This is a genomic window from Agromyces larvae, from assembly GCF_022811705.1.
Classification (GTDB): domain Bacteria; phylum Actinomycetota; class Actinomycetes; order Actinomycetales; family Microbacteriaceae; genus Agromyces; species Agromyces larvae.
This window is the reverse complement of sequence record NZ_CP094528.1, coordinates 1,724,331-1,748,049: the sequence shown is the minus strand read 5'-3', so window position 1 is coordinate 1,748,049 and position 23,719 is coordinate 1,724,331. Positions and strand designations below refer to the sequence as shown.

Below are 23,719 nucleotides of genomic sequence, written 5' to 3'. Positions count from 1 at the left end.
CTCGTCGAGCGGTCGAGGGGTCGTTGAGGAGAGGTACGGATGCCACGGAGGGTTCCACCCATCGTCGTGATGGGCGTGCAGGGGTCGGGCAAGTCGACGATCGGCGCACGCCTCGCCGACCGTCTCGGCGTGCCGTTCCTCGACGGCGACGACCTGCACAGCGACGAGAACCGGCGCCGGATGGCCGCGGGCGTCCCGCTGACCGACGACCTGCGCCGGCCCTGGCTCGACGAGATCGGACGGCGGCTCGCCGAGGCATCCGACGGCATCGTGATCGCCTGCTCGGCGCTGCGACGCGACTACCGTGACCGCCTGCGCGTCGCGGCACCCGAGACCTTCACGGTGCACCCCGCCGGACCGATCGAGCTCGTCGCCGAGCGCATCGGGGCCCGCACCCACGAGTTCATGCCGCCCGAACTGCTGCAGTCGCAGTACGCCACGCTCGAAGCGCTCGGCGACGACGAGCACGGCCTCGTCGTCGATCTGCGACTCGACCCCGACGCCATCGTCGAGACCGTCGTCTCGGCGCTCGAACGACTCGAACGAGAGGACTGATCCGCGCGTGATCATCGAACAGGCCGACGTCATCGTCACCAGCCCCGACCGCAATTTCGTCACCCTCCGACTCGTGACCGACGACGGCATCGTCGGCCTCGGCGACGCGACCCTGAACGGCCGCGAGCTGTCGGTCGTCGCCTACCTGCAGGAGCACGTGGTGCCGCTGCTCATCGGCCGCGACGCGCACCGCATCGAGGACACCTGGCAGTTCCTCTACCGCAGCGCCTACTGGCGCCGCGGCCCGGTGACGATGGCCGCGATCGCGGCCGTCGACGTCGCGCTGTGGGACATCAAGGCGAAGGCCGCCGGGATGCCTCTGTACCAGTTGCTCGGCGGTGCGAGCCGCACCGGGCTGCTCGCCTACGGCCACGCCAGCGGACGCGACCTGCCCGAGCTGTTCGACTCGATCCGCCACCACCAGAGCCTCGGCTTCCGGGCGATCCGCGTGCAGACCGCGATCCCGGGCCTGCGCGCCGTCTACGGCGTCGCAGCGCAGAAGCAGGTCAGTGGCAAGCGCTACGACTACGAGCCCGCGCAGCGGGCCGCGCTGCCGGTGGAGGAGGACTGGGACACGCGCGCCTACCTGCGTCACGTTCCCACGGTGTTCGAGGCGGTGCGCAACGAGTTCGGCCCCGAGTTGCCGCTGCTGCACGACGGCCACCACCGGATGACCCCGATCCAGGCGGCGAAGCTCGGCAAGGCGCTCGAGCCCTACGACCTGTTCTGGCTCGAGGACGCCACGCCCGCCGAGAACCAGGAGGCGCTGCGGCTCGTGCGGCAGCACACCACGACGCCGCTCGCGATCGGCGAGGTGTTCAACACGGTGTGGGACTACCAGCAGATCATCCGCGAGCAGCTCATCGACTACGTGCGCTCGGCGGTCACCCACACGGGCGGCATCACGCACCTGAAGAAGATCCTCGACTTCGCCGCGCAGTACCAGATCAAGTCGGGCATGCACGGTCCGACCGACATCTCGCCGGTCGGCATGGCGGCGGCGATGCACCTCGGCCTGGCGATCCACAACTTCGGCATCCAGGAGTACATGCGACACGGCGAGGCGACGAACCAGGTGTTCCGCCAGTCGTTCACGTTCGAGGACGGACTGCTGCACCCGGGCGACCAGCCCGGCATCGGCGTCGAGCTCGACCTCGAGGCCGCGGCCGCGTACCCGTACCAGACGGCGTACCTGCCGTTCAACCGGCTGCACGACGGGACGGTGCACGACTGGTGAGCGCGGCATCCGCTGACCCCGAGGCGCCCGACGTTCTCGCCATCGGCGAGACGATGCTGCTCGTCGCCCCCGCCGCCGGCGCGCCCTTCGCGCTCGGCTCGGCGATGACGATCAGTCCGGCGGGCGCCGAGGCGAACGTCGCGGTCGGATGCTCCGGGCTGGGCCTGCGGGCCGCCTGGTACAGCCGGCTCGGGGCCGACGCGATCGGCGATCTGCTCGCCGACGGGCTCGCGGCCCGAGGCGTCGACACATCCCTGGTGCGACGCACCGATGCGGCGCCGACCGGGGTCATGTTCAAGCGCCCCCTCGACGGCCGGTCGGAGGTGGCCTACTACCGTGCCGGATCGGCGGCCTCCACGATGGACGCCGCGGATCTCGACGTCCTGCCCGCGCCCCGGCTCGTGCACGTGTCGGGCATCACCGCGGCGCTGTCGGACTCGTGCCGGCGACTCCTCGACGCGGTCGTCGTCGAGCGGCGCCTGGGCTCGTCGATCGTGAGCTTCGACGTGAACCACCGCCCGGTGCTCTGGCCCTCGCCCGAGCGGGCCGCGACCGAACTGCTGCACCTCGCGCGCGCCGCCGACGTGGTCTTCGTCGGCCGCGACGAAGCCGAACGGCTGTGGGGCACCGCTGACGCGGACGCGGTGCGCGAGCTGCTGCCCGACGTGCCGCACGTCGTCGTGAAGGACGCCGAGCACGAGGCGGTCGAGTTCGCGGGCGATACGGTGGTTCGCGTGGCCACACCACCGGTCGAGGTCGTCGAGTCGGTCGGAGCCGGCGACGGGTTCGCCGCCGGATGGATCGCGGCGTCGCTGCGCGGCGAGGACGCCGCGGGGCGGCTCTCGGCGGGCCATGCGCTCGCCGCGGCGGTGCTGCGGAGCCCGACCGATCATGCCGCGCCGGGCGCCGGTGCGGTCGAATCTCACGCAGGGAGCGTCGATGGACTGGAATGACTTCTTCGAGCGGGCGTTCGCGAGCACGCGCGCGATGGGCATCTTCCGCGGTCGCGGTCTCGAGCAGACCCTGCGGCTCTGCGAGTCGGCCTGGGACAACGGCGTGCGGGTCGTCGAGGTGCCGGTGATGTCGGCCGACGACCTGCCGGTGCTCGAGGCGATCGTGGCGGCGGGCCGCGAACGCGGCCTCGGCGTGGGTGCGGGCACCGTCATCTCGGTCGAGCAGGTCGAGGCGGTCCGCCGGGCGGGGGCGACGTTCACCGTCGCCCCGGGCTTGGATCGCGACGTGGTCGCGGCATCGGTGGCGGCCGGGCTTCCGCACATCCCGGGCGTCGCGACCGGTACCGAGGTGCAGGCGGCGGTGCGCGAGGGACTCACCTGGCTGAAGGCGTTCCCCGCGTCCGAGCTCGGACCCGGCTGGATCCGGGCGATGCACGGTCCGTTCCCGAACGTGTCGTTCGTCGCGACCGGCGGGGTGTCGGCCGAGAACGCGACCGGATTCCTCGACGCCGGATGCCGCGTGGTGGCCCTCGGCTCGGCGTTCGAGGACGAGCAGTCGCTGGGCCGCGTCGCCGCGCTGCTCGCGCGCTGAGCGGCGTCGCGGGCGCGGCGACCGGCCGGGCGGGGCATCCGGTAGACTGTCCCATTGAACTTCGGCGAGGGATGCCTCACCGCCGGCGCGGTCCGGCCGGGGCATCCGTGATCGACGCGGTGGAAGCGAGCTTCACGGCTGGTCCTCACGCGCATGCGTTCGAGTTGAAGACAGACACCCAGATCTGGGCCGCGAGCCCGCAAGGAGATCCATCATGGACGAAGACAACAAGATCGACGCCGAGGTCCGCGAGACCTTCGGCAAGGGCGCGGCTCGCAAGCTGCGGGCCGTCGGCAAGATCCCCGCGGTCATCTACGGCCACGGCACCGACCCGCAGCACGTGACGCTGCCGGCGCACGAGACCGGCCTGCTGATCCGCAAGGCGAACGCCGTGCTCGATCTGCAGATCGCCGGCAAGAGCCAGCTCGCGCTCGTCAAGGACGTGCAGAAGGACCCGGTGCACCAGATCATCGAGCACCTCGACCTCATCATCGTCAAGCGTGGCGAGAAGGTCCAGGTCGAGGTTCCGGTGCACGTGCAGGGCGAGACCGCTCCGGGCACCATCGCCGACCTCGACTCGCACACGCTGCTGCTCGAGGTCGAGGCCACGCACATCCCCGAGAACGTCGTGGTGTCGGTCGAGGGCCTCGAGGACGGCGCGCAGCTGCACGCGAAGGACGTCGTGCTGCCCAAGGGCGCCGCGCTCATCAGCGACGAGGACGCCCTCGTGGTGAACGTGCACACGCCGCAGAAGGTCGACCTGGGCGAGGAAGCGGCCGAGGAGGCCGCCGCCGAGGCCGAGGCCGCGGCCGAGGAGGCCGCCGAGGAGTCGGCCGAGTAGGCGGCTTTCGTTCGCGAGCCCCTCGTCGCCCCGCATCGCGGGCGCGGCGGGGGGCTTTCGCGTGGGCTCGGGCTCAGGCGTCGAAGAGCGCGGATGCCGCGGCCGAGTCGATGCCGCGGCAGATGCCCTCGAGGGCGGTGACGAGCAGTTCGACGATGCGCTCGGCGTCGAGGTCGTCGGTGAGCGCCGCATCGACGAGCACCTGCTCGGTGAACGCGATCCAGGCCCGCAGCACGGTGCGCAGCTCGGCCGAGACGGTGACGCCGCGTTCGAGGAAGAGGTCGACGACGCGGCCGGTCTGCAGGAGCCGGGCCTGCTCGACGACCTCGCGGATCTGCACGTCGCCGCTCGCGGTGCCGCGCACGAGGGAGTGGAACGTGCCCCGATGCTCGCGCACGAACCCGACGGTGCGGGTGAGGGTGTCGCGCAACCGGTCGAGCGGATCCAGGTCGAGCCTCGGCTCCGTCGCGTGCAGCATGCTGTCGCGGGCGGTGCGCACGACGGCGTGCTCGAAGCCCTGCTTCGAGCCGAAGTAGTGGAAGAACAGCGGCCGTGACACGCCGGCGCGGGCGGCGAGGTCGGTGATCGAGATCTCTTCCAGCGGCTGTCGGGCGAGCGATTCCACGCCGAGCGCGACGAGCTGGGCGCGCCGTTCCTCGGGGGAGAGCCGGGCGCGGCGTGCGGCGGTCGGCTCGTCGGGTGCGACGCGCATGGAGCGAGCCTAGCGGGGGCCGACGGAAGAATGCCGGAAGTTCCTGTTGACGCGTGTTCAATACCTGTTGACTGACCGTCAACAGAGTGCATACACTCGCTCCTCGGACGGCGACGCGCCGACCCCCTGCGGCTGCGGCCGCATCGCTTCTGTTGCATCAAGGAGGATCCATGAAGCTGAAGTCCCTCACGGGCTCACGTGCGGGCCGAGTGGCGCTCGCGGCAGTGCCGGTCGGCATCGCGGCGAGCCTGCTCATGGGCGGCGTCGCCCAGGGCGCCGTGCCCGTGTCGTTCGCCGTCTCGGGCAAGTCGTTCAAGATCTCCGCCGACTCCCTCGTGGGCACGGGGTTCTCGCAGTACGCCGGCGTCGCGCTCACCACCGCCGGGCAGCAGGGCGACCCGAAGGGGCAGACCCCGGTCGCGATCTCGAACATCACCGACGCCACCCTGAAGAACCTCTGCCAGTCGGTCGACGTGCTCGGTCCGATCGGCCTGCGCATCGAGGCCGGGCAGGGCGACAAGACCGTCACCGCGCACGACCTGCAGATCGCGATGAGCGACCTCAAGGGCGACGCCGAGTTCACGAAGATCCGCATCGGCGTCGATGCGTCGACCGTGAGCGGGCTGCACCAGGGCACCGCGGGCGAGTTCGCCCAGGACGCCGAAGGCGTGACCATCAACGGGCTCAAGCAGACCTCGTACAGCACCACGGCGGGCACGTTCAACCTCGCGGGCCTGCACCTGGCCGTCGTCACCGACGGCAGCGCGTCCTGCTTCGAGTAGGCACCCGGGCGGTCGCGCGGCTCGAACCCGCGCGACCGCCATCCCGGCCCACCGGCCCGCACGACGAAGGAGTCATGACCATGGATGCCCAGCCCGACGCCCTGACGTCGCCGTTCGACGCCCCGGCGCGCACCGCACGACGCGGGCGAGCACGCAGCCGCACCGCGGACGAGTCGGGCCGGTTCCCCACCTGGTTCCGTTCGCGGCCCACGATCGGCGGGCTCATCACCGTCCTGGGCGGCGTCGCGATGTTCTTCTCCTCGCAGCTCCAACTCGGCGGCATGACCGTGCACGTGGGCATCGAGGGCGCCCAGGCCATGATCCTGCCGGCCGTGCTCGTCGTGTGCGGCCTGCTCGCGATCCTCTCGCCCGCGCAGCACGTGTTCTACGGCATCGTCGCCCTGATCATCTCGGTCTACTCGCTCGTGGGCGTGAACCTCGGCGGGTTCTTCATCGGATTCCTGCTCGGTGCCGTCGGCGGCGTGATCGTGGTGTCCTGGCGGCGCAAGGCTGCGGCCGGCGAGGCCGGCGAGGCCGGCGGCGGCAGCGAGGCATCCGCGGCATCCGAGATCGCGGAGGTGCGCGCGTGAGCGCGGCCGGGCGTCGGGCCGCCGGGCGCCGGGCCGCCGGGCGCCGGGCGGCCATCGTGACGCTCACCGTCGCCCTGCTCGCGTTCGGCGGCGGCACCGCGCACGCGACCGGCGTGCGCGCCGAGCTGGGATGTCTGAGCGGCGGGTTCCTCGCCTTCTGGGATGCCGCGCCGTGCCCCGGCGAGACGGGCGGCGAGGAGGGAGGGCCGGCCGAGCCCGAGCCCGGCGAACCGCCCGCTTCCACGGAGCCCGGTGCGGAGCAGCCCGGCGCGGACGAACCCGACGCCGGATCGCCCGACGCCGGATCGCCCGACGCCGGATCGCCCGGCGCCGACGCCCCTGCCGGGCCGGTGCCCGATGCGCCGGCCGATCCGGCGGGCATGGTGTTCACGCCGAACCCGGCGATCCTGACCGCGAGCACCCTGTCGATCGAAGGGCTGCACTCGATCGAGATCGTGACCGTCGACCTCGCCGACGGCACCACCTCGCGGGCGCTGAAGATCACCGCCGACCGGGTCGTGATCGGCGGGTTCGGGCTCGACGTGCCGACCGGCGACGGCGGCCTGAACACCACGGCGTCCACGCTCACCGTCGACGGCAACGCGAGCATCTGGACGCCGTCGATCACCGCCGTGCTGGCCGACGGGGTGGAGCACGTCATCGACACCCTCTCGCAGCCCGACCCCGCCGCGCTCGGGCAGCTGCTGAAGCTCCGCCTGCCGCTGCTCGGCATGACCGCCGACTCGGTGGCCTACACCGACACCGACCAGGCGGTCTACGAGCACTGACCGGGTACGCTCGTCACGGGCCGGCACCCCGGTCCGTGAAAGGCGGAGCACGGATGGCGTGGTTCCAGAGGCGAGGTCGGAGGGACGCCGCGATGGCCGAGAACACCTGGCTCGTCGTCGGTCTCGGCAACCCCGGGCCGCAGTATGCGGGCAACCGGCACAACGTCGGCCAGATGGCGGTCGACGAGCTCGCCGCCCGCATCGGCGCCACGTTCAAGAGCCACAAGACGCCGTCGCGCGTGGCCGAGGGGTTCCTCCGCCCCGGCGGGCCCAAGCTCGTGCTCGCCAAGCCGAACTCGTACATGAACACCTCGGGCGGCCCCGTGTCGGCGCTGCTGAAGTTCTACTCGCTGCCCGTCGACCGGCTCGTCGTCGTGCACGACGAGCTCGACATCCCGTTCGACACCATCAAGCTGAAGCAGGGCGGCGGGCACGGCGGGCACAACGGGCTCCGCGACATCCAGAAGGCGACCGGGTCGCCCGACTTCACCCGCGTGCGCGTCGGCATCGGCCGCCCGCCCGGCCGGCAGGACGCGGCCGACTACGTGCTCAAGGACTTCGCGGGCGCCGAACGGCAGGCGCTGCCGAACCTGCTGTCGGATGCCGCGGACGCCGTCGAGGCGGTCGTCGACGTCGGGCTCGTCGCGGCGCAGCAGCGGTTCCACGCACCGAGCTGACGGGGGGCGACCCGACATGGGCGCCGACGATTTCGACCTCGCCGCGTACACGCGCACCGCGCACGGCAGCCACCGCGCGGCGATCGCCGGGCTCGGCCCGCCCGACGCGCTCGCGGGGCTCGGCCCGAGCGAACTCGCGCTCGTCGCGCTCCTGCGCGACCTCGAGGGCGGCACGATGGCGTACCTGCGCCGGGTGCTCGTCACGCCCACGCACAAGGACGCGCGGGTGACCGCCTTCCTGGTCACCTGGGCGTTCGAGAAGTTCTGGATCGCGGACGCGCTCGGCGTCGTGCTCGAGGCGAACGGGACGCACGCGGCGGATGCCTCGGAGCTGCGCCCGCGCGGCCATCGGCGCGCCCGACGCGGGCCCGTGCCGCGTGCGCTCGGCGCGCTCTTCGCCGGCCCGCCGCTGGTGGCCGCCCACCTCGTCTCGCTCGCCGCGAGCGACGCGGTCACGCGGGCCGCGTACGCGAGCCTGGCCGCAACGACGCCCTCGACCTCGACCGCCGCCCTGTACCGCCGCCTCGCCGCGGTCGACGAGCGCCAGGGCCGGTTCCTGCGCTCCGAGGCGGCCGCCCGGCTCGACCCGCGCGCGCCCGGAGCGGACCACGCGGTCCGCCTCGCCCGGAGGGAGCTCCGCGCCGAGCTGTACCCGCTCGGCATGGCCGACCGCCCGCCCGCCGACCGGGTGCGGTTCACCCGCGCCGTGTTCGGCCGCGGGGCATCCGCCGTCGACGCCGCCCTCGCCGACGTCGCCGCCCTGCCCGGCATCGACCGCCCGACCCTCGCGCGCATGCGGGAGCGGCTGCTCGTCGGCGGCCCGACCGTGCACCCGGCGTAGGCTGACCGCGCGGGGGCGTGGAAGGGGTTCGCGTGGCATTCGACATCGATCGGTACGCGGCGACGAGCGTGCGCCTGGAGTGGGACGACCTCGACCTCGAAGCCCATTTCGCGGAGCATCCGCTGCCGCCGGAGTCGCTGCGCACCCTGCGCTACATGGCCGACGTCGAGTACCACACCGTCTGCTACACGCGAGACCTGCTCACGACGCCCTCGCACCGGGAGCCCGACGTCGGCGCGTTCATGACGATGTGGAACCGCGAGGAGTTCTGGCACGGCGAAGCGCTCGCCGCCGTGCTCGGCGTGCACGGCATCACCGTCGACTACGACGCGCTGAAGGCGAGCCGGGTGAAGCTCGGCTGGCGCGACCGGCTCGACCCGATCAAGCAGTCGATCGCGGGCGCGCTCGTGGGCGCCGACTTCATCGCGGTGCACATGTCGTGGGGTGCCGCGAACGAGTGGAGCGCGATCACCGCGTACCAGCAGATGGCCGAGCTCGAGGCCGACCCGGTGCTCGCCGACCTGCTGCGCCGCATCGCGAAGCAGGAGGCCAGGCACGTCGCGTTCTACACCACGCAGGCGCGCGCCCGCCTCGCCGCGAGCCGCCGTGCGCAGCAGGTGACGCGCTTCGCGCTGAGCCGGTTCTGGGCACCGGTGGGCTCGAGCATCCAGCCGCGCGACGAGGTGCGGCACGTGATGACCCAGCTCATGAGCGGCGACGAGGGCCGGCGCGCGGCGCGCAGGGTCGACGAGTCGATCGCGGCGATGCCCGGGCTCGCGGGGCTCACCATCGTGCAGGACGCGCTCGGCGCGCTCGGCGTCAGATGAGTCCGCGCAGGAACTCGTCGGGCGACTGACCGGCCTCGCGGGCGCGTTCGATGAGGCGGGTGTGCTCCTCGGCGGTGAGCTCGAGCGTCATCGTGAGCCAGTCGGCGGTCGGGTCGTCGAAGTCGAAGAGGGCGGTGTCTTCGAGCGCCCGGTCGGCGGCGGCGATCGCGGCGGGGGAGACGGGGTCGGATGCGACGGGTGCGACGGGTGCGCCGGATGCCTCGCACGCGCCCGTCCAGCCGGGGCCGCTCGGGATCTCGCCGCCGCTGCGGTAGGCCTCGGCGACCGCGCGGGCGCGCTGGTCGGCGGCTTCGTTGGCGGCGTGGCCGGCATGGCCGCGCACCCACTCGAAGCGGTAGCGGCGTCCGACGAGGGCGGCGTCGAGCTCGAGCAGCAGGTCCTGATTGAGCACGGGCTTGCCGTCGGCCTTGCGCCAGCCCTTGCGCTTCCAGCCTGGCATCCACTTCGTGACGCAGTTGATGACGTACTGGCTGTCGCACTGGATGAGCAGCTCGTCGTCGAGGTGGGCGGTCGCCCGCAGCAGCTCCAGCACCGCCTTGAGCTCGCCCTGGTTGTTCGTGGCGCGCTTCCACCCGCCCGCCGCCCAGCAGCCGTCGTCGACGTACCAGGCCCAGCCGGCGGGGCCGGGGTTGCCGAGGGCGGATCCGTCGGCGGCGGCGGTGATCATGCGGTGGTGCTCCTGGGGGCTCGACGGACGGGATGCGCGCGCCCATGCTACCGGCGCGGGGCCCGCTGTCAGTGGGCGCGCGTAGACTTCCCGGGTGAATCTGCAGGGCCTGAACACGGCGCTTTCGCGCGCCTCCACGATCGACGCGGCCCTCGACCAGGCCCAGCGCAACGCCGACTTCTCGGCCCCCTCGGGGCTCGATGCGCCGCTGCTCGCGGGGCTCCTCGGCCGTCGCGCCGACGCGGGGCTTCCGCCGGTGCTCTTCGCCATCACCGCGACCAGCCGCGAGGGCGAGGCGCTGCGCGCGTCGCTCGCGCCCTACCTGCCCGACGACGCCGAACTGCTCGAGTTCCCCGCCTGGGAGACGCTGCCGCACGAGCGACTCAGCCCCTCGGCTGAGACCGTCGGCCGGCGCCTGCACGCGCTGCGCCGTCTGCACGAGCGCGCCGAGCAGGTCGCCGCGGGCGACGCCGCATCGCGGCATCCGCTCGTGGTGGTCGCCTCCGTGCGCGCTGCGCTGCAGCCCATCGCCGAGAACCTCGCGTCGCTCGAGCCGATCGAGCTGGTCGCCGGCGCACGCGGGCACGACTTGGCCGCCATCTCGGCCCGGCTCGTCGACCTCGCGTACGCGCGCGTCGACCTGGTGTCGCGGCGCGGCGAGTTCGCGGTGCGCGGCGGCATCCTCGACGTCTTCCCGCCGACGGCCGACCACCCGGTGCGCGTCGAATTCTTCGGCGACGAGGTCGAAGAGCTGCGGGCGTTCTCGGTCGCCGACCAGCGGTCGCTGCCCGAGCCCATCGAACGCGTCCGGCTCGCCCCGAGCCGCGAGCTGCTGCTCACCCCCGCGGTGCGCCAGCGGGCGCGCGAGATGGTGCACGAGTTCCCGACGCTGTCGGGCATGCTCGAGAAGCTCGCCGAGGGCATCCCGGTCGAGGGCATGGAGTCGCTCGCGCCCGCCCTCATCGACCGGCTGGTGCCGGTCACGCAGTACCTCCCCGAGGGCGCCGCGGTCGCGGTGCTCGCGCCCGAACGCGTCGAGGGGCGCGCGATCAGCCTCGGCGAGACGAACCGCGAGTTCCTCGCCGCCGCCTGGAGCGCGGCGACCATGGGCGCCGGCGCGCCGATCGATCTCGCCGCGGGCGACTTCCTCTCGGTCGCCGACCTGCGCGAGGCGGCGCTGTTCAGCGCCCCGGGCGAGCCCGATCCGCAGCGCGCGTGGTGGACGCTCTCGAGCTTCGACGCGGGCGAGGCCGCCGAGGACGCGGCCGGGCCGGATGCCTCGTACGTGCGCGTCGCGGCGAATGCGATGCCGAGCTTCCAGGGCAACGTCGAGGGTGCGGTCGAGCACGTCGGCGGCCGGCTGCGCGACGGGTGGAGCCTCGTCGTCGCCGCCGCCGGGCACGGCCTGGTCGAGCGCGCCCGCGACGTGCTCGCCGATTCGGGGCTCGCCGCGCGCATCGTCGACGAGGTGCCGGGCGACCTGGAGGCGGGCGTCGCCTACCTCGTGCAGGCCGACGCCGCACGCGGGTTCGAGGTGCCCGAGGCGAAGATCGGGCTCGTCGCCGAGGCCGAGTTCTACGGTCGCGCCGCGGGCTACGACGCGCGCCAGGGCAAGAAGCTCGCGACCCGACGCCGCAACGTCGTCGACCCGCTGCAGCTGAAGCCCGGCGACTACGTCGTGCACTCGACCCACGGCATCGGCCGGTTCGTCGAGCTCGTGCAGCGCGAGGTCGCGACCGGTGCCCGGCCGACCGGGCCGACGCGCACCGGCATCAAGCAGCAGCCGAAGGCGGTGCGCGAGTACCTCGTGCTCGAGTACGCGCCGTCCAAGCGCGGCCAGGCCGGCGACCGGCTCTACGTGCCGATGGACCAGCTCGACCTGCTGTCGCGGTACGTCGGCGGCGAGTCGCCCAGCCTGTCGAAGATGGGCGGCAGCGACTGGTCGCAGGCCAAGAGCCGGGCGCGCAAGGCGGTGCGCGACATCGCGGTCGAGCTCGTGAAGCTGTACTCGGCGCGGATGGCGTCGAAGGGGCACGCGTTCGGGCCCGACACCCCCTGGCAGCACGAGCTCGAAGAGGCGTTCCCCTACGTCGAGACGCTCGACCAGCTGCAGACCATCGACGAGGTGAAGGCCGACATGGAGCGGCCCATCCCGATGGACCGGCTGCTGGCCGGCGACGTCGGCTTCGGCAAGACCGAGGTCGCGGTGCGCGCGGCGTTCAAGGCGATCCAAGACGGCAAACAGGTCGCGATGCTCGTGCCGACGACCCTGCTCGTGAAGCAGCACTTCGAGACGTTCAGCGAGCGGTTCGCCGGGTTCCCCGTGCACGTGCGGGCGCTCAGCCGCTTCCAGACCGACAAGGAGGCGCGCGAGACGATCGCGGGCCTGGCCGACGGCACCGTCGACCTGGTCATCGGCACCCACCGCATCCTCACCGAGAAGCTGCGGTTCAAAGACCTGGGGCTGCTCATCATCGACGAGGAGCAGCGGTTCGGCGTCGAGCACAAAGACCAGCTGAAGAAGCTGAAGACCAACGTCGACATCCTCGCGATGAGCGCCACCCCCATCCCGCGCACGCTCGAGATGGCGGTCACCGGCATCCGCGAGATGTCGACGCTCGCCACCCCGCCCGAGGATCGGCACCCGATCCTCACCTACGTCGGGCCGTACACCGACCAGCAGGTGGCCGCCGCGATCCGCCGCGAGATGCTGCGCGAGGGCCAGGTGTTCTTCGTGCACAACCGGGTGTCGTCGATCAACCGGGTCGCCGCCCAGCTCGCCGAGCTCGTGCCCGAGGCGCGCATCGCGGTCGCGCACGGCCAGCTCAACGAGCACGTGCTGGACCAGATCGTGAACGACTTCTGGGAGCGCAAGTTCGACGTGCTCGTCTCGACGACGATCATCGAGACGGGGCTCGACATTTCGAACGCGAACACGATCATCATCGACCGCGCCGACAAGTACGGTCTCTCGCAGCTGCACCAGTTGCGCGGGCGCGTGGGGCGCGGGCGCGAGCGCGCGTACGCGTACTTCCTGTACGACCCGAACAAGCCGCTCAGCGAGACCGCGCACGACCGGCTCTCGACGATCGCGGCGAACAACGAGCTCGGCGGCGGCATGCAGATCGCCCTGAAAGACCTCGAGATCCGCGGCGCGGGCAACCTGCTCGGCGCCGAGCAGGCGGGGCATATCGCGGGCGTCGGCTTCGACCTCTACCTGCGCATGATCGGCGAGGCGGTATCGGCGTTCCGCGGCGACGTGGCCGAGGGGCAGACCGAGCTGCGGCTCGAGCTGCCGGTCGACGCGCACATCCCCGACGACTACGTCGACAGCGAGCGGCTGCGGCTCGAGGCGTACCAGAAGCTGTCGGCGGCGTCCGGGCCGGCGGCGAAGGACGGCCAGATCGACCAGGTGCTCGAGGAGATCGTCGACCGGTACGGCGAGCCGCCCGAGGCGGTGCAGCACCTCGTCGCGGTGTCGCGCCTGCGCCGGCAGGCGCAGCTCGCGGGCCTCAGCGACGTCATCGCGACCGGCACCAAGCTGCGGCTCGCGCCGGCGAAGCTGCCCGATTCGCGTCGGGTGCGCCTCGAGCGGATGTACCCGGGCGCGAAGGTGTTCGCGCAGAACGACGTGATCCTGGTGCCGTTCCCGACGCCCGGCGGCGAGGCACCCGGCGACGGCGACCTGATCGCGTGGGTGTCGAGGCTCATCGAGGTGATCTTCCCGGCGCCCGAGCCGGCGACGGAGGAGGCCGGCGCGGCCGCGGCTGCGAGCTGACGGCCGCGCGCTCGCGGTGAGCGCGGCGGGGCGCCGTCGGCTCAGTCGCCCAGGTGGCCCCACTCGGTGAGGAACTCCTCGACCGAGAGACGGTCGAGATCGGCCTGGATGGCCCGCAGCAGTGCGTCGGCCTCGTCGAGGGCGCCCGCCTTGGTGCGGATGACGGGCAGGCCCGTGTCCCGTCGGAGCACGACGAGGTCGGCGATCGACGGACCGCCGAGCCCGGTCGCCTCGCCGAGCGTCAGCACCGTGAGGTGCAGTGCCTTGCGGAGCCCTCGGTGCCGCACGGGGCGCAGTTCGGCGGTGAGATGTCGGCTCGCGGGTTCGTTCGTCGGCACGTGTCGATCCTCCCACGGGGGTTCGCCGACGGCCGCGCTCAGCGCGAGAGCGCGCCGCCCTGACCGGCGCGGCCGCCGTGCCGTCGGTACCAGCGCGAGCGGGCGCTGACGACGAACCCGGATGCCACGATCGCGATGCCCGAGCCGAGCAGCACGGCGAGGGTCCCTTCGGCTGCGACATCGCGGTGGGCGGCGAACGCGAGCTCGTTCATGAGCAGCGACACGGTGAACCCGATGCCGCCGAGGGTGCCGATCGTCGCGAGGTCGCCGAGGGCGAGCCGGTGGCCGGTGCGGCGTGCGGCGACCAGGCCGCCCAGCCAGCCGGCGGCCGTGATGCCGATCAGCTTGCCGACCGGCAGCCCCACGAGGATGCCCCAGAACGCCGGGTCCAGCTCGGCCGGCCGCACCTGCGGCACCGCGACCATCGCCGCCGACAGCGCGAACAGCGGCAGCACCACACCGTTGGACCAGGGCTCGAGCGTGTGCGCGGCACGCCCGCCGGGCCGGCGCGACGCGACGAGTCCGAGCGCGACGCCCGCGATCGTCGCGTGCACGCCCGAACGGTACGTGAAGTACCAGGCGAGCACGGCGAGCCCGCACAGCACGACCGCGATCGGCCACTGCGGGCGGCGCGCGAGCACGTAGGGTGAGCGCGGCTTCAGCACCCGCGTCACGGCGGCGAACGCGGTGACGGCGATCGCGGCGAACCCGACCATCGCGAAGTCGACGTCGGTCGTGAAGAAGAACGCGATGATCAGGATCGCGACGAGGTCGTCGAGCACCGCGAGCGCGAGCAGGAAGATGCGCACCCGCGTGGGGATGAAGGTGCCGAACACCGCGAGCACGCCGAGGGCGAAGGCGATGTCGGTCGCGGTCGGGATGGGCCATCCGTTCGCCGTCGGCGTCCCCGCCGTGAACGCGACGAAGACGAGCGCCGGCACGGCGACGCCGCCGGCGGCGGCGATCGCGGGCAGCAGGGCCTTGTCGAGCGAGTTCAGCTCGCCGATAACGAGCTCGCGCTTGAGCTCGACGGCGACGATGAAGAAGAAGATCGCGAGCAGGCCGTCGCTGATCCAGTGCCCGGCCGAGAGGTCGAGCCCGAGCCACGGCACGTCGAGGTGCGCGGACTTCGCCGCGAGGAGGGCGGGGCCGACGGGGGAGTTCGCGAGGGCGAGGCCGAGTGCGGCCGCGGCGAGCAGGAACATGGCGGCGGCTCGTTCGGAGCGGAGCAGGTGCATGGGCCCTCGCAGTCTCGGTCGGGGTCGTCGAAGCGGTGCTGACCAGACTTCCCAGCTCACCTGCCGCACAGTCTAGCCAGGGGATTATTGGATGCAACGAGTTGGAATGTATGCAATAGTGACGGCTATGACCGTGTACGACGACCTCCGCGACCTCGTCGTGTCAGGCGGGCTCGACCCGGCCGACCGCATCAGCGAGACCGCGCTCGCCCAGCGGCTCGAGGTGAGTCGCACCCCCGTGCGCGAGGCCCTGCAACGCCTCGACGCCGAGGGCCTCGTGCACGCGGCGGGGCGGGGCATCCGGGTGCGTCTCACCGTCGGGCGCGACCTGGCCGACCTGTTCGAGGCCCGCGCCGCGCTCGAGGCGCACGCGGCGGCGCGCCTGGCCGAACTCGTCGCCGCCGGCGAGCTCGCACCCGCGCGGCTCGCCGAACTCGACCGGCTCGCCGACGCGACCGACGCGACGACCAGATCCGGCGACCTCGCCGCCGCAGCGGAGGGCAACCGCGCCTTCCACCTGCGGGTGGCCGAACTCGCGGGCAACCGCGTGATCGTCGACACCCTGCGCGCGTACTGGGACCGCATCACGGTCTCCACGCGGGCCTACCTGGCGGCCGGCGACCGGGCCGCCACCGTCGACGACGCGCACCGCGACCTGCTCGCCGCGATCGCGGCGGGCGACCCCCGGGCGGCCGCAACCGCCGCGCGCGAGCACGCCATGACCACCGCCGCCGCGATCGCGGCCACCGACGAGAGGACCAGCCGATGACCCGCGAACACCACTACGAACTCGGCCTCGACTGGGTCGGCGACCTCGGCCGCGGCACCGCCGACTACCGCGCCTACTCGCGCGACCACGTCATCACCGCGCCCGGCCTGCCGCAGCTGCCCGGGTCATCCGACCCGTCGTTCCGCGGCGACCCGACGCGCTGGAATCCCGAGCAGCTGCTCGTCGCCTCGCTCGCCCAGTGCCACCTGCTCTGGTACCTGCACCTCGCGTCCCGGGCGGGGGTGGTGGTCGTCGGCTACCAGGATGCCCCGACCGGCGTCATGGTGGAGGAGACCGACGGCAGCGGCCGGTTCGCCTCCGTCACCCTGCGTCCGCGCGTGACGGTCGCGCCGGGCAGCGACCCGGGGGTCGCGCAGCGGCTGCACGCGCAGGTCGGCGAGTTCTGCTTCATCGCGCGTTCGGTCGCGTTCCAGGTGCGGCACGAGCCGACGATCGTGGTCGCCGATGCCGCAGCGACACCGCGCTCCTAGGCTTGGGGCATGTCCGACCTCGATGAGCTGATCGCCACCGTCGCCCTGCTCCGCGCACCCGGCGGCTGCCCGTGGGACGCCGAGCAGACGCACGAATCGCTCGTGCGCTACCTCGTCGAGGAGTGCTGGGAGCTCGTCGAGGCCATCGAGGCCGGCGACCGCGCCGAGCTGATCGAGGAGCTCGGCGACGTGCTCTACCAGGTGCTGTTCCACGCCGACCTCGCCGCGCACACGGCCGGGGAGGAGTTCGACATCCAGGACGTGGCGCGGCACATGACGGCCAAGATGGTGTCGCGGCATCCGCACGTCTTCGGCGACCGGCGCGCCGAGACCGCTGCCGACGTGGTCGCCTTCTGGGACGACCTGAAGCGCGACGAGAAACCGCACCGCACGAGCGTGCTCGACGGGGTGCCCCAGGGCATGCCCGCGCTCGCGCTCGCCGACAAGGTGATCGGCAAGGCCGAGCAGGCGGGCGTCGCGCCCGAGCAAGAGGCGGATGCCTCGGGCTGGGCCGTCCCCGAGACCGAGGCAGAGCTCGGCGCCGAACTGCTCGCGCTCGTGGCATCCGCCCGGGCCCGCGGCCTCGACGCCGAGCGGGCGCTGCGCGGGGCGATCCGCGACTTCCAGGCGCAGGTGCGCGCCGAGGAGGCGCGGCGCGCGGGGTGAGCCGCGAGCCGAGCGGAGCGCGCCGAGCTCGCCGACGGGGACTCAGCCGAGCCCGAGCCCGTCGCGCCAGTCCGGGTGCGCCGGGGTCCAGCCGAGTGATCGTGCGAGCGCGTTGTCGACGGCGCGACCCGGGGCTGCGGCGCCGAGCTCGGGGTCGCCCGCGAAGCCCGCGCGCCGGGCGAGCACCGGGCCCCACTCGGCCAGCCGCGTCGGCTCGTCGTCGGCGACGTGGACGACCGCGGCCTCCCAGCCGAGCGCGAGCACCGTCGCCGCCGCGGCATCGTCGGCGTGCACCCAGCTCGTGCGGTCGGTCGTCGCGCGGACGGCGCCCCGACCCGCGTCGCGGGTCGACGGGCCGTCGGCCGCGTACCAGGTGCCCGCACCGTAGAGCAGGCCGTACCGCAGCACGGTGCCGCGAGGCATCCGCGCGATCTCCCGCTCGAGCGACTCGACGGCCGCGTACGCGGGCGCGCCGCTCGCCCGGTCGACCGCGAACGGCACATCCTCGGCGGCCGGCTCATCGCCCGGCTCGCCGACCCACGAGATGCTCTCGGCGACCATGCGCTCCACGCCCGCGGCGAGGGCCGCGTCGACGAGGTTCGCCGTGCCCTCGACGCGGAGCCGGGCGCTGTTCGCGAAGTCGCGAGCGGCGAGATCGGTGAGCAGGTGCACGATCGCGTCGGGCCGCGCGACGCCGATCGCGGCGGCGACGGAGTCGGCCTCGAACGCATCCATCGCGATCGGCCGCGCGCCCGTCGCCGCGACGATCGGGAAGCGGGCGCGGCTGCGCGTCGTGCCGAAGACGTCGTGACCGTCGGCGACGAGCCGGGGGAGGACCCGGGAACCGAGGACGCCGGTCGCACCGGCCACGAGGATGCGCATGGCACTCGAGCCTAGGGCGGCGCCCTCGGCCGCACCCGCGCGACGTCGCGTCGAGGCATCCTTGCAGGGCCTGGAAGAATGGAGCGCATGGCCGCACCCGTCACCCCTCCGCGCGGCATGCGCGATTTCCTCCCCGCCGAGAAGGCCCGCCGCGAGCACGCCTTGGGCGTCATCCGCGGCGTGTACGCGGCGCACGGCTTCGACGAGATCGAGACGCCCGTGATGGAGGACTCGCAGCGGCTGCACGCCGGGCTCGGCGGTGACAACGAGAAGCTCGCGTTCGCCGTGATGCGCCGCGGCCTCACCGGCGACGACCTGGCGGCGGCCGCGGCATCCGGCGATGCCCTGTCGCTGGCCGATCTCGGCCTGCGCTACGACCTCACCGTGCCGCTCGCCCGCTTCTACGCGACCCACCGGGCCGCGCTGCCGCCGGTGTTCCGGTCGATCCAGATCGCGCCGGTCTGGCGGGCCGAACGTCCGCAGAAGGGCCGATTCCGCCAGTTCGTGCAGTGCGACATCGACATCATCGGCGAGGCGAGTGCGCTCGCCGAACTCGAACTGCTCACCGCGACCCTCGCCGCGCTCGACGCGCTCGGACTCACCGGATGCACCATCCGCATCAACGACCGCCGCATCCTCGCCGGCATCCTCGCCTCCTGGGGCGTGCCCGAGGAACTGCGCGAGCGCGCCCTCATCACGATCGACAAGCTCGACAAGATCGGGCCCGACGGCGTGGCGGCCGAGCTGCGCGAACTCGGCGTCGAGAAAGACGACGTCGCCCGCGAACTGCGCCAACTCGAAACGGCGCACTGGCACCTGCTCGACGACGGCGAGCCGCCCGCCTGGCTCGACCGCGACGCCTACGGCGACCTGCTCGCGCTGCGCGCCGCGCTGCCCGACGCGGCGATCGAGTTCGACCCGACGCTGGTGCGCGGCATGGGCTACTACACGGGCACGATCTTCGAGATCGCGCACCCCGCGTACGGCTACTCGCTCGGCGGCGGCGGCCGGTACGACGGCATGATCGGGCGGTTCCTCGGCCAGCAGGTGCCGGCGTGCGGGTTCTCGATCGGCTTCGAGCGCATCGTCGACCTGCTCGAGACCGCCGACGAGGCGCGTCCGCGCGCGGTCGTGCTCGTGCACGACGCCGACGTCCCCGCCGAACGCCTGCTCGCGATCAAGGGCGAGCTCGTGGCATCCGGTGCGCGCGTCCGCCTCGAGCGGCGCGTGAAGAACCTGAAGGGCCTGCTCGACCGCGTCGCGGCCGACGGCTTCGACGCGTTCGCGACCGTGAACGCGGCCACGGCGGATGCCTCGCAGCTCGCGTTCCGCGAACTCGACGGGTAGCCGGGTCGCGCGGCGCGCGGCCTCGTCAGCGCACAGCCTCGTCAGCGCAGGTCGTCGTCCGTGGCATCCACCTCGATCACGTCGATCTCCACCTCGTCGACCTCGACCTCGTCGGCGTCCTTCGGCACGGCGTCCTTCGGCACGACCGCATCGACCGGCAGCTCGGAATCGGTGTACTCGCCGTCGACGACGGGCGTGGTCGGCACGGGCTCGCCGGGGATCTCGGACTCGGTGTACTCGCCTTCGCGGTGCAGCGGATCGGTCATCGCTCCTCCTCACGTTCGGCTCGACGGTTCGCCGAATGCAGGATCGCCGGGCGTGTCCCAGGCTAGGCCGACCCGAGCGAAGCGGCCAGGGGTTGACGCAGCGTCTCGAGCACGGCGGCGGCACCGGCATCTCACTAGACTGTCCCGCGGATCACGACGGAGTCATCCGAATCACATCCCAGCACAGAGGAGTTCACTGTGGCATTCATCGAAGCAGTCGGCGCCCGCGAGATCCTGGATTCTCGCGGCAACCCCACCGTCGAGGTGGAGGTGCTCCTCGACGACGGGTCGCTCGCCCGCGCCGCGGTGCCCTCGGGCGCCTCGACCGGCGCCTTCGAGGCGTACGAGCTGCGCGACGGAGACGACGACCGCTACCTCGGCAAGGGCGTGCAGAAGGCCGTCGACGCCGTGCTCGACGCGCTCGGCCCCGCCATCGAGGACCTCGACGCGAGCGACCAGCGCCTCGTCGACGCCGCCCTCATCGAGGCCGACGGCACCGAGAACAAGAGCCGCCTCGGCGCGAACGCCATCCTCGGCGTGAGCCTCGCGGTCGCCAAGGCCGCCGCCGACTCGGCCGACCTGCCGCTGTTCCGCTACCTCGGCGGGCCGAACGCCCACGTGCTGCCCGTGCCGATGATGAACATCATCAACGGCGGCGCGCACGCCGACACCGGCGTCGACATCCAGGAGTTCATGATCCTGCCGATCGGCGCGCCGACCTACAGCGAGGGCCTGCGCTGGGGCGTCGAGACCTACCACGCGCTGAAGAGCCTCCTGAAGAAGAACGGCCTCTCGACCGGCCTCGGCGACGAGGGCGGGTTCGCGCCCGACTTCGCGCACAACCGTGCGGCGCTCGACTTCATCTCCGAGGCGATCGGCAAGGCCGGCTTCACGCTCGGCACCGACATCGCCCTCGGCCTGGATGTCGCGTCCACTGAGTTCTTCGCCGACGGCGTCTACACGTTCGAGGGCAAGGCGCGCACCTCGGCCGACATGATCGCGTACTACGAGGAACTGCTCGCCGCCTACCCGCTGGTCTCCATCGAGGACCCCCTCGCGGAGGACGACTGGGCGGCGTGGACCGACCTCACCGCCGCGGTGGGCGAGAAGGTGCAGCTCGTCGGCGACGACCTGTTCGTGACCAACCCGAAGCGCCTCGCCGACGGCATCGGCAAGCACGCCGGCAACTCGATCCTGGTGAAGGTGAACCAGATCGGCACGCTCACCGAGACGCTCGACGCGGTGAAGCTGGCGCAGCGCGCCGGCTACACGGCCGTGCTGTCGCACCGCTCGGGCGAGACCGAGGACACGACCATCGCCGACCTCGCGGTCGCGACGGACGCAGGCCAGATCAAGACGGGCGCGCCCGCCCGCAGCGAGCGAGTGGCCAAGTACAATCAGCTCCTGAGGATCGAAGAGGAGCTCGGTGAGGCCGCGGTGTACGCGGGCCGCTCCGCGTTCCCTCGCTTCACGGCGTGACGCGTCGACGGTGGCGGGGCGGCGCGGCCGTCCCGCCACCGTCGTCCCCGGGCTCGACATGAGGTGCGACCGGGATGGACAGGAGGCGTGATGGCGACCAGACAGCCTGCGCCTCGCAAGCGACCCGGCACGTCGCGCGCGACCGATGCGACGCGCGCCGGATGGTTGAGCGGGTTCCGGTTCTCGGGCTTCGCCGTCATCATGATGGGCATCCTCGTGCTCGGCGTGGTGGTGCTCGCGCCCACCATCGCCGCCCTGGCCGATCAGCGGCGCGAGATCGCCGAGCTCCGCGCCGAGGTGTCGGGGCAGCAGGCCGAGGTGCAGCGGCTGCGCGCCGAGCGCGAGCGCTGGAACGACCAGACGTTCATCATCACGCAGGCCCGTGAGCGGCTCTACTACGTGATGCCCGGCGAGGTGAGCTACCTCGTCATCGACGACCGCACCGAGGCGGCGAAGCTGCGCGACGACCCCGCGGTGTCGTCGAAGCTCACCGAGGCGAAAGGCGACTGGATGCGCACGCTGCTCGGATCCGTCATGACCGTCGGGCTGGCGCCCGACGCGAGCGTGCCCGACGGGGCGTCCGGAGGTGCCGGATGACGCGCCCGCCGTTCGACGAGGTCTCCGAGCGCGACCTCCGCATCGTGTCGGCCCAGCTCGGGCGGCCCGCCCGCGACGTGGTCGGCATCGCCGCGCGGTGCGTGTGCGGCGCGCCGACCGTCGTGTCGACGAAGCCGCGCCTGTCCGACGGCACGCCGTTCCCCACCTTCTACTACCTGACCCACCCCGTCGCGACCGCGTCGATGAGCTTCCTCGAGGCCGGGCAGATCATGGTCGAGTACACGGCGCTCCTCGCCGACGACCCGCAGGTCGCGGCGGCGTACGCCCGGGCGCACGACGACTACCTCGCCGACCGCGGCCGATACGGCGACGTCGCCGAGATCGCCGGGGTGTCGGCCGGCGGCATGCCGACCCGGGTGAAGTGCCTGCACGCGCTCGTCGCGCATGCGCTCGCCGCCGGCCCCGGCGCGAACCCGATCGGCGACCTCGCGCTCGCCGCGTCGAGCTGGTCGCCCGACGTCTGCCGATGCCCCGACTACGGCGTGGACGCGGCATGAGGCGGCGTAGCGTGATCGCGCGCGCCGGTGCGGCGGCCCTCGTCGCCGCGGCCCTCATCGGGGTCGCGGTCTCGCCGGCCCGCGCGGACACGGTTCGCGACCTCCAGTACTGGCTCACCGAGTACGGCTTCACGACGGCGTGGAACACCTCGCGCGGCGAAGGCGTGAAGGTCGCGATCATCGACACCGGCGTGGTCGGCTCGGTGGCCGAGTTGCGCGGCGTCGTCGTGGGCGGCACGGATGTCTCGGGCATCGGGACGCCCGACGGGCAGACCCCGGTCGGCGCCGACTCGCACCACGGCACCCTCGTCGCCTCGCTGCTCGCCGGTCGCGGCACCGCCCCCGGCAGCGGGGTGATCGGCGTCGCTCCCGACGCGCTGCTGCTGTCGGCGTCGGTCGCGTTCGGCGACGAGACGGGCTCCGCCCTGTCGAACGACGATCAGATCGCGCAGGCCGTGAAGTGGGCGGTGAACAGCGGAGCGAAGGTGATCAACATGTCGCTCACCCGCAACACGCGCGACTGGCCCGAGAGCTGGGACGAGGCGTTCCGCTACGCGTTCTCGCACGACGTGGTCGTCGTCGCCGCGGCCGGCAACCGGGGCAGCGGCACGGCCGAGGTGGGGGCGCCCGCGACGATCCCGGGCGTGCTGACCGTCGCAGGCGTCGACCGCGACGGCACCGCGTCGTTCGATGCGAGCTCGCAGGGCATCACGATCTCGGTCGCCGCCCCCAGCGAGGACCTGGTCGGCGTGATGCCCGACGGCAGCTACGTCACCTGGGACGGCACGAGCGGTGCCGCGCCGCTCGTCTCGGGTCTGGTCGCGATGGTGCGGGCGGAGTATCCCGAGCTCGACGCCGGCAACGTCATCAATCGGATCATCAAGACCGCGAACCCCGACGGGCACGAGGTGCCGAGCCCGCTGTACGGCTACGGGCTCATCGACCCGGTCGCGGCGCTGACCGCCGACGTGCCGCTGGTCGAGTCGAGCCCGCTCGCCGAACTCGAGGAGTGGATCCGCCTGCACCGCCGTGCGGACGCGGAGACGCCCGAGACGCCGGCGACCGTGACGCCGATCGTGCCGATCGCCGATCCGCCGCTGCCGCGGGCCGACAGCGCCCAGACCCTGCTGCCCACACCGTGGACGCTGGCGTACATCACCGTGCCGCTCTCACTCACAGCCGGATTTGGTACGCTTGCAGCGCTGTTGGGCATCGGCGCCACTCGGCATTTCCGGCGTTCCACTCGCGTCCGCGAGCAGTGAGCGCC

General features: G+C 72.8%; 26 protein-coding genes. 20 read left to right on the top strand and 6 right to left on the bottom strand.

All coding sequences use genetic code 11. The features are described 5' to 3' along the window. Positions 1-39: 39 nt before the first annotated feature. The 5 genes from MTO99_RS08315 (at position 40) to MTO99_RS08295 (ending at position 4,178) form a co-directional block, all read left to right on the top strand. Positions 40-555: a gluconokinase gene (locus MTO99_RS08315; RefSeq protein ID WP_243558339.1), complete on the top strand. Its 516-nt coding sequence runs from the start codon at positions 40-42 to the stop codon at positions 553-555. 7 nt (positions 556-562) lie between these two features. Further along, entirely contained in the window at positions 563-1,792 is a 1,230-nt protein-coding gene (gene manD, locus MTO99_RS08310) for a D-mannonate dehydratase ManD (RefSeq protein WP_243558337.1), read from the top strand. Beyond that, positions 1,789-2,745 (top strand): sugar kinase, encoded by a 957-nt coding sequence (locus MTO99_RS08305; protein ID WP_243558335.1) that lies wholly within the window; start codon positions 1,789-1,791, stop codon positions 2,743-2,745. Before manD ends, MTO99_RS08305 begins: the two co-directional genes overlap by 4 nt. Beyond that, the gene (locus MTO99_RS08300) at positions 2,732-3,337 is read left to right on the top strand and encodes a bifunctional 4-hydroxy-2-oxoglutarate aldolase/2-dehydro-3-deoxy-phosphogluconate aldolase (protein ID WP_243558334.1); all 606 of its coding nucleotides are present in this window, start codon (positions 2,732-2,734) and stop codon (positions 3,335-3,337) included. The genes MTO99_RS08305 and MTO99_RS08300 overlap by 14 nt, the downstream gene beginning before the upstream one ends. Before the next feature lie 214 nt (positions 3,338-3,551). After that, positions 3,552-4,178 (top strand): 50S ribosomal protein L25/general stress protein Ctc, encoded by a 627-nt coding sequence (locus tag MTO99_RS08295; protein WP_243558333.1) that lies wholly within the window; start codon positions 3,552-3,554, stop codon positions 4,176-4,178. 73 nt (positions 4,179-4,251) lie between these two features. On the opposite strand, the gene MTO99_RS08290 is transcribed toward MTO99_RS08295, so the two are convergent. Further along, entirely contained in the window at positions 4,252-4,890 is a 639-nt protein-coding gene (locus tag MTO99_RS08290) for a TetR/AcrR family transcriptional regulator (protein ID WP_243558331.1), read from the bottom strand. A gap of 170 nt (positions 4,891-5,060) precedes the next feature. Between MTO99_RS08290 and MTO99_RS08285 the strand changes: the two genes are divergently transcribed. The 6 genes from MTO99_RS08285 to MTO99_RS08260 all read left to right on the top strand — a co-directional run bounded on the left by MTO99_RS08285 (position 5,061) and on the right by MTO99_RS08260 (position 9,395). Next, a complete protein-coding gene (locus MTO99_RS08285) occupies positions 5,061-5,672 on the top strand; it encodes a DUF6230 family protein (RefSeq protein WP_243558330.1) in 612 nt (203 codons plus the stop codon). 74 nt (positions 5,673-5,746) lie between these two features. Then, positions 5,747-6,262, top strand: a complete 516-nt coding sequence (locus MTO99_RS08280) for a DUF6114 domain-containing protein (protein WP_243558328.1) — start codon at positions 5,747-5,749, stop codon at positions 6,260-6,262. Further along, positions 6,259-7,050 carry a hypothetical protein gene (locus tag MTO99_RS19075; RefSeq protein ID WP_290428404.1) on the top strand — a complete coding sequence of 264 codons (792 nt, stop codon included), beginning with the start codon at positions 6,259-6,261 and terminating at the stop codon, positions 7,048-7,050. Before MTO99_RS08280 ends, MTO99_RS19075 begins: the two co-directional genes overlap by 4 nt. Before the next feature lie 92 nt (positions 7,051-7,142). Beyond that, entirely contained in the window at positions 7,143-7,727 is a 585-nt protein-coding gene (gene pth / locus MTO99_RS08270) for an aminoacyl-tRNA hydrolase (RefSeq protein WP_243558327.1), read from the top strand. 16 nt (positions 7,728-7,743) lie between these two features. Next, complete coding sequence (locus MTO99_RS08265; protein WP_243558326.1) at positions 7,744-8,568, top strand: hypothetical protein; 825 nt, start codon at positions 7,744-7,746, stop codon at positions 8,566-8,568. Positions 8,569-8,600: 32 nt separating this feature from the next. Then, positions 8,601-9,395: a ferritin-like domain-containing protein gene (locus MTO99_RS08260; RefSeq protein WP_243558324.1), complete on the top strand. Its 795-nt coding sequence runs from the start codon at positions 8,601-8,603 to the stop codon at positions 9,393-9,395. Here the strand turns inward: MTO99_RS08260 and MTO99_RS08255 are convergent. After that, positions 9,388-10,083, bottom strand: coding sequence for an RNase H family protein (locus MTO99_RS08255; protein WP_243558323.1), 696 nt, complete (start codon positions 10,081-10,083; stop codon positions 9,388-9,390). The two genes, MTO99_RS08260 and MTO99_RS08255, sit on opposite strands and share 8 nt — an antisense overlap. Positions 10,084-10,177: 94 nt before the next feature. Here MTO99_RS08255 and mfd point away from each other — a divergent pair, with 94 nt between their 5' ends. Further along, positions 10,178-13,861 (top strand): transcription-repair coupling factor, encoded by a 3,684-nt coding sequence (gene mfd / locus MTO99_RS08250; RefSeq protein ID WP_243558321.1) that lies wholly within the window; start codon positions 10,178-10,180, stop codon positions 13,859-13,861. A gap of 41 nt (positions 13,862-13,902) precedes the next feature. Here mfd and MTO99_RS08245 read toward each other — a convergent pair whose 3' ends face one another. Both MTO99_RS08245 and MTO99_RS08240 read right to left on the bottom strand, forming a co-directional pair. Continuing rightward, entirely contained in the window at positions 13,903-14,199 is a 297-nt protein-coding gene (locus MTO99_RS08245) for a hypothetical protein (protein WP_243558319.1), read from the bottom strand. A 38-nt stretch (positions 14,200-14,237) separates the two neighbouring features. Next, complete coding sequence (locus MTO99_RS08240; protein WP_243558318.1) at positions 14,238-15,437, bottom strand: Na+/H+ antiporter NhaA; 1,200 nt, start codon at positions 15,435-15,437, stop codon at positions 14,238-14,240. A gap of 127 nt (positions 15,438-15,564) precedes the next feature. Between MTO99_RS08240 and MTO99_RS08235 the strand changes: the two genes are divergently transcribed. Genes MTO99_RS08235 through MTO99_RS08225 form a run of 3 tightly spaced genes read left to right on the top strand, consistent with a single transcriptional unit; the run spans position 15,565 to position 17,363 of the window. Beyond that, entirely contained in the window at positions 15,565-16,206 is a 642-nt protein-coding gene (locus tag MTO99_RS08235) for a GntR family transcriptional regulator (RefSeq protein ID WP_243558317.1), read from the top strand. Beyond that, the gene (locus MTO99_RS08230) at positions 16,203-16,697 is read left to right on the top strand and encodes an OsmC family protein (RefSeq protein ID WP_243558316.1); all 495 of its coding nucleotides are present in this window, start codon (positions 16,203-16,205) and stop codon (positions 16,695-16,697) included. Before MTO99_RS08235 ends, MTO99_RS08230 begins: the two co-directional genes overlap by 4 nt. A gap of 9 nt (positions 16,698-16,706) precedes the next feature. Then, complete coding sequence (locus MTO99_RS08225) at positions 16,707-17,363, top strand: nucleoside triphosphate pyrophosphohydrolase (RefSeq protein WP_243558315.1); 657 nt, start codon at positions 16,707-16,709, stop codon at positions 17,361-17,363. Between the two features lie 42 nt (positions 17,364-17,405). Here the strand turns inward: MTO99_RS08225 and MTO99_RS08220 are convergent, their stop codons facing one another. Continuing rightward, complete coding sequence (locus tag MTO99_RS08220) at positions 17,406-18,245, bottom strand: NAD-dependent epimerase/dehydratase family protein (protein ID WP_243558314.1); 840 nt, start codon at positions 18,243-18,245, stop codon at positions 17,406-17,408. Positions 18,246-18,332: 87 nt separating this feature from the next. Between MTO99_RS08220 and hisS the strand changes: the two genes are divergently transcribed. Continuing rightward, on the top strand, positions 18,333-19,592 hold the full coding sequence (gene hisS, locus MTO99_RS08215; protein ID WP_243558313.1) for a histidine--tRNA ligase: 1,260 nt from the start codon (positions 18,333-18,335) through the stop codon (positions 19,590-19,592). Between the two features lie 41 nt (positions 19,593-19,633). On the opposite strand, the gene MTO99_RS08210 is transcribed toward hisS, so the two are convergent. Then, the gene (locus MTO99_RS08210) at positions 19,634-19,858 is read right to left on the bottom strand and encodes a hypothetical protein (protein ID WP_243558312.1); all 225 of its coding nucleotides are present in this window, start codon (positions 19,856-19,858) and stop codon (positions 19,634-19,636) included. A 198-nt stretch (positions 19,859-20,056) separates the two neighbouring features. Between MTO99_RS08210 and eno the strand changes: the two genes are divergently transcribed. The 4 genes from eno to MTO99_RS08190 all read left to right on the top strand — a co-directional run bounded on the left by eno (position 20,057) and on the right by MTO99_RS08190 (position 23,714). Then, entirely contained in the window at positions 20,057-21,337 is a 1,281-nt protein-coding gene (eno, locus tag MTO99_RS08205; RefSeq protein ID WP_243558311.1) for a phosphopyruvate hydratase, read from the top strand. Between the two features lie 90 nt (positions 21,338-21,427). Beyond that, positions 21,428-21,934 carry an FtsB family cell division protein gene (locus MTO99_RS08200; RefSeq protein WP_243558310.1) on the top strand — a complete coding sequence of 169 codons (507 nt, stop codon included), beginning with the start codon at positions 21,428-21,430 and terminating at the stop codon, positions 21,932-21,934. Then, positions 21,931-22,452 (top strand): DUF501 domain-containing protein, encoded by a 522-nt coding sequence (locus tag MTO99_RS08195; protein ID WP_243558309.1) that lies wholly within the window; start codon positions 21,931-21,933, stop codon positions 22,450-22,452. The genes MTO99_RS08200 and MTO99_RS08195 overlap by 4 nt, the downstream gene beginning before the upstream one ends. Before the next feature lie 11 nt (positions 22,453-22,463). Then, complete coding sequence (locus MTO99_RS08190; RefSeq protein WP_243558308.1) at positions 22,464-23,714, top strand: S8 family serine peptidase; 1,251 nt, start codon at positions 22,464-22,466, stop codon at positions 23,712-23,714. Positions 23,715-23,719: the final 5 nt, after the last annotated feature.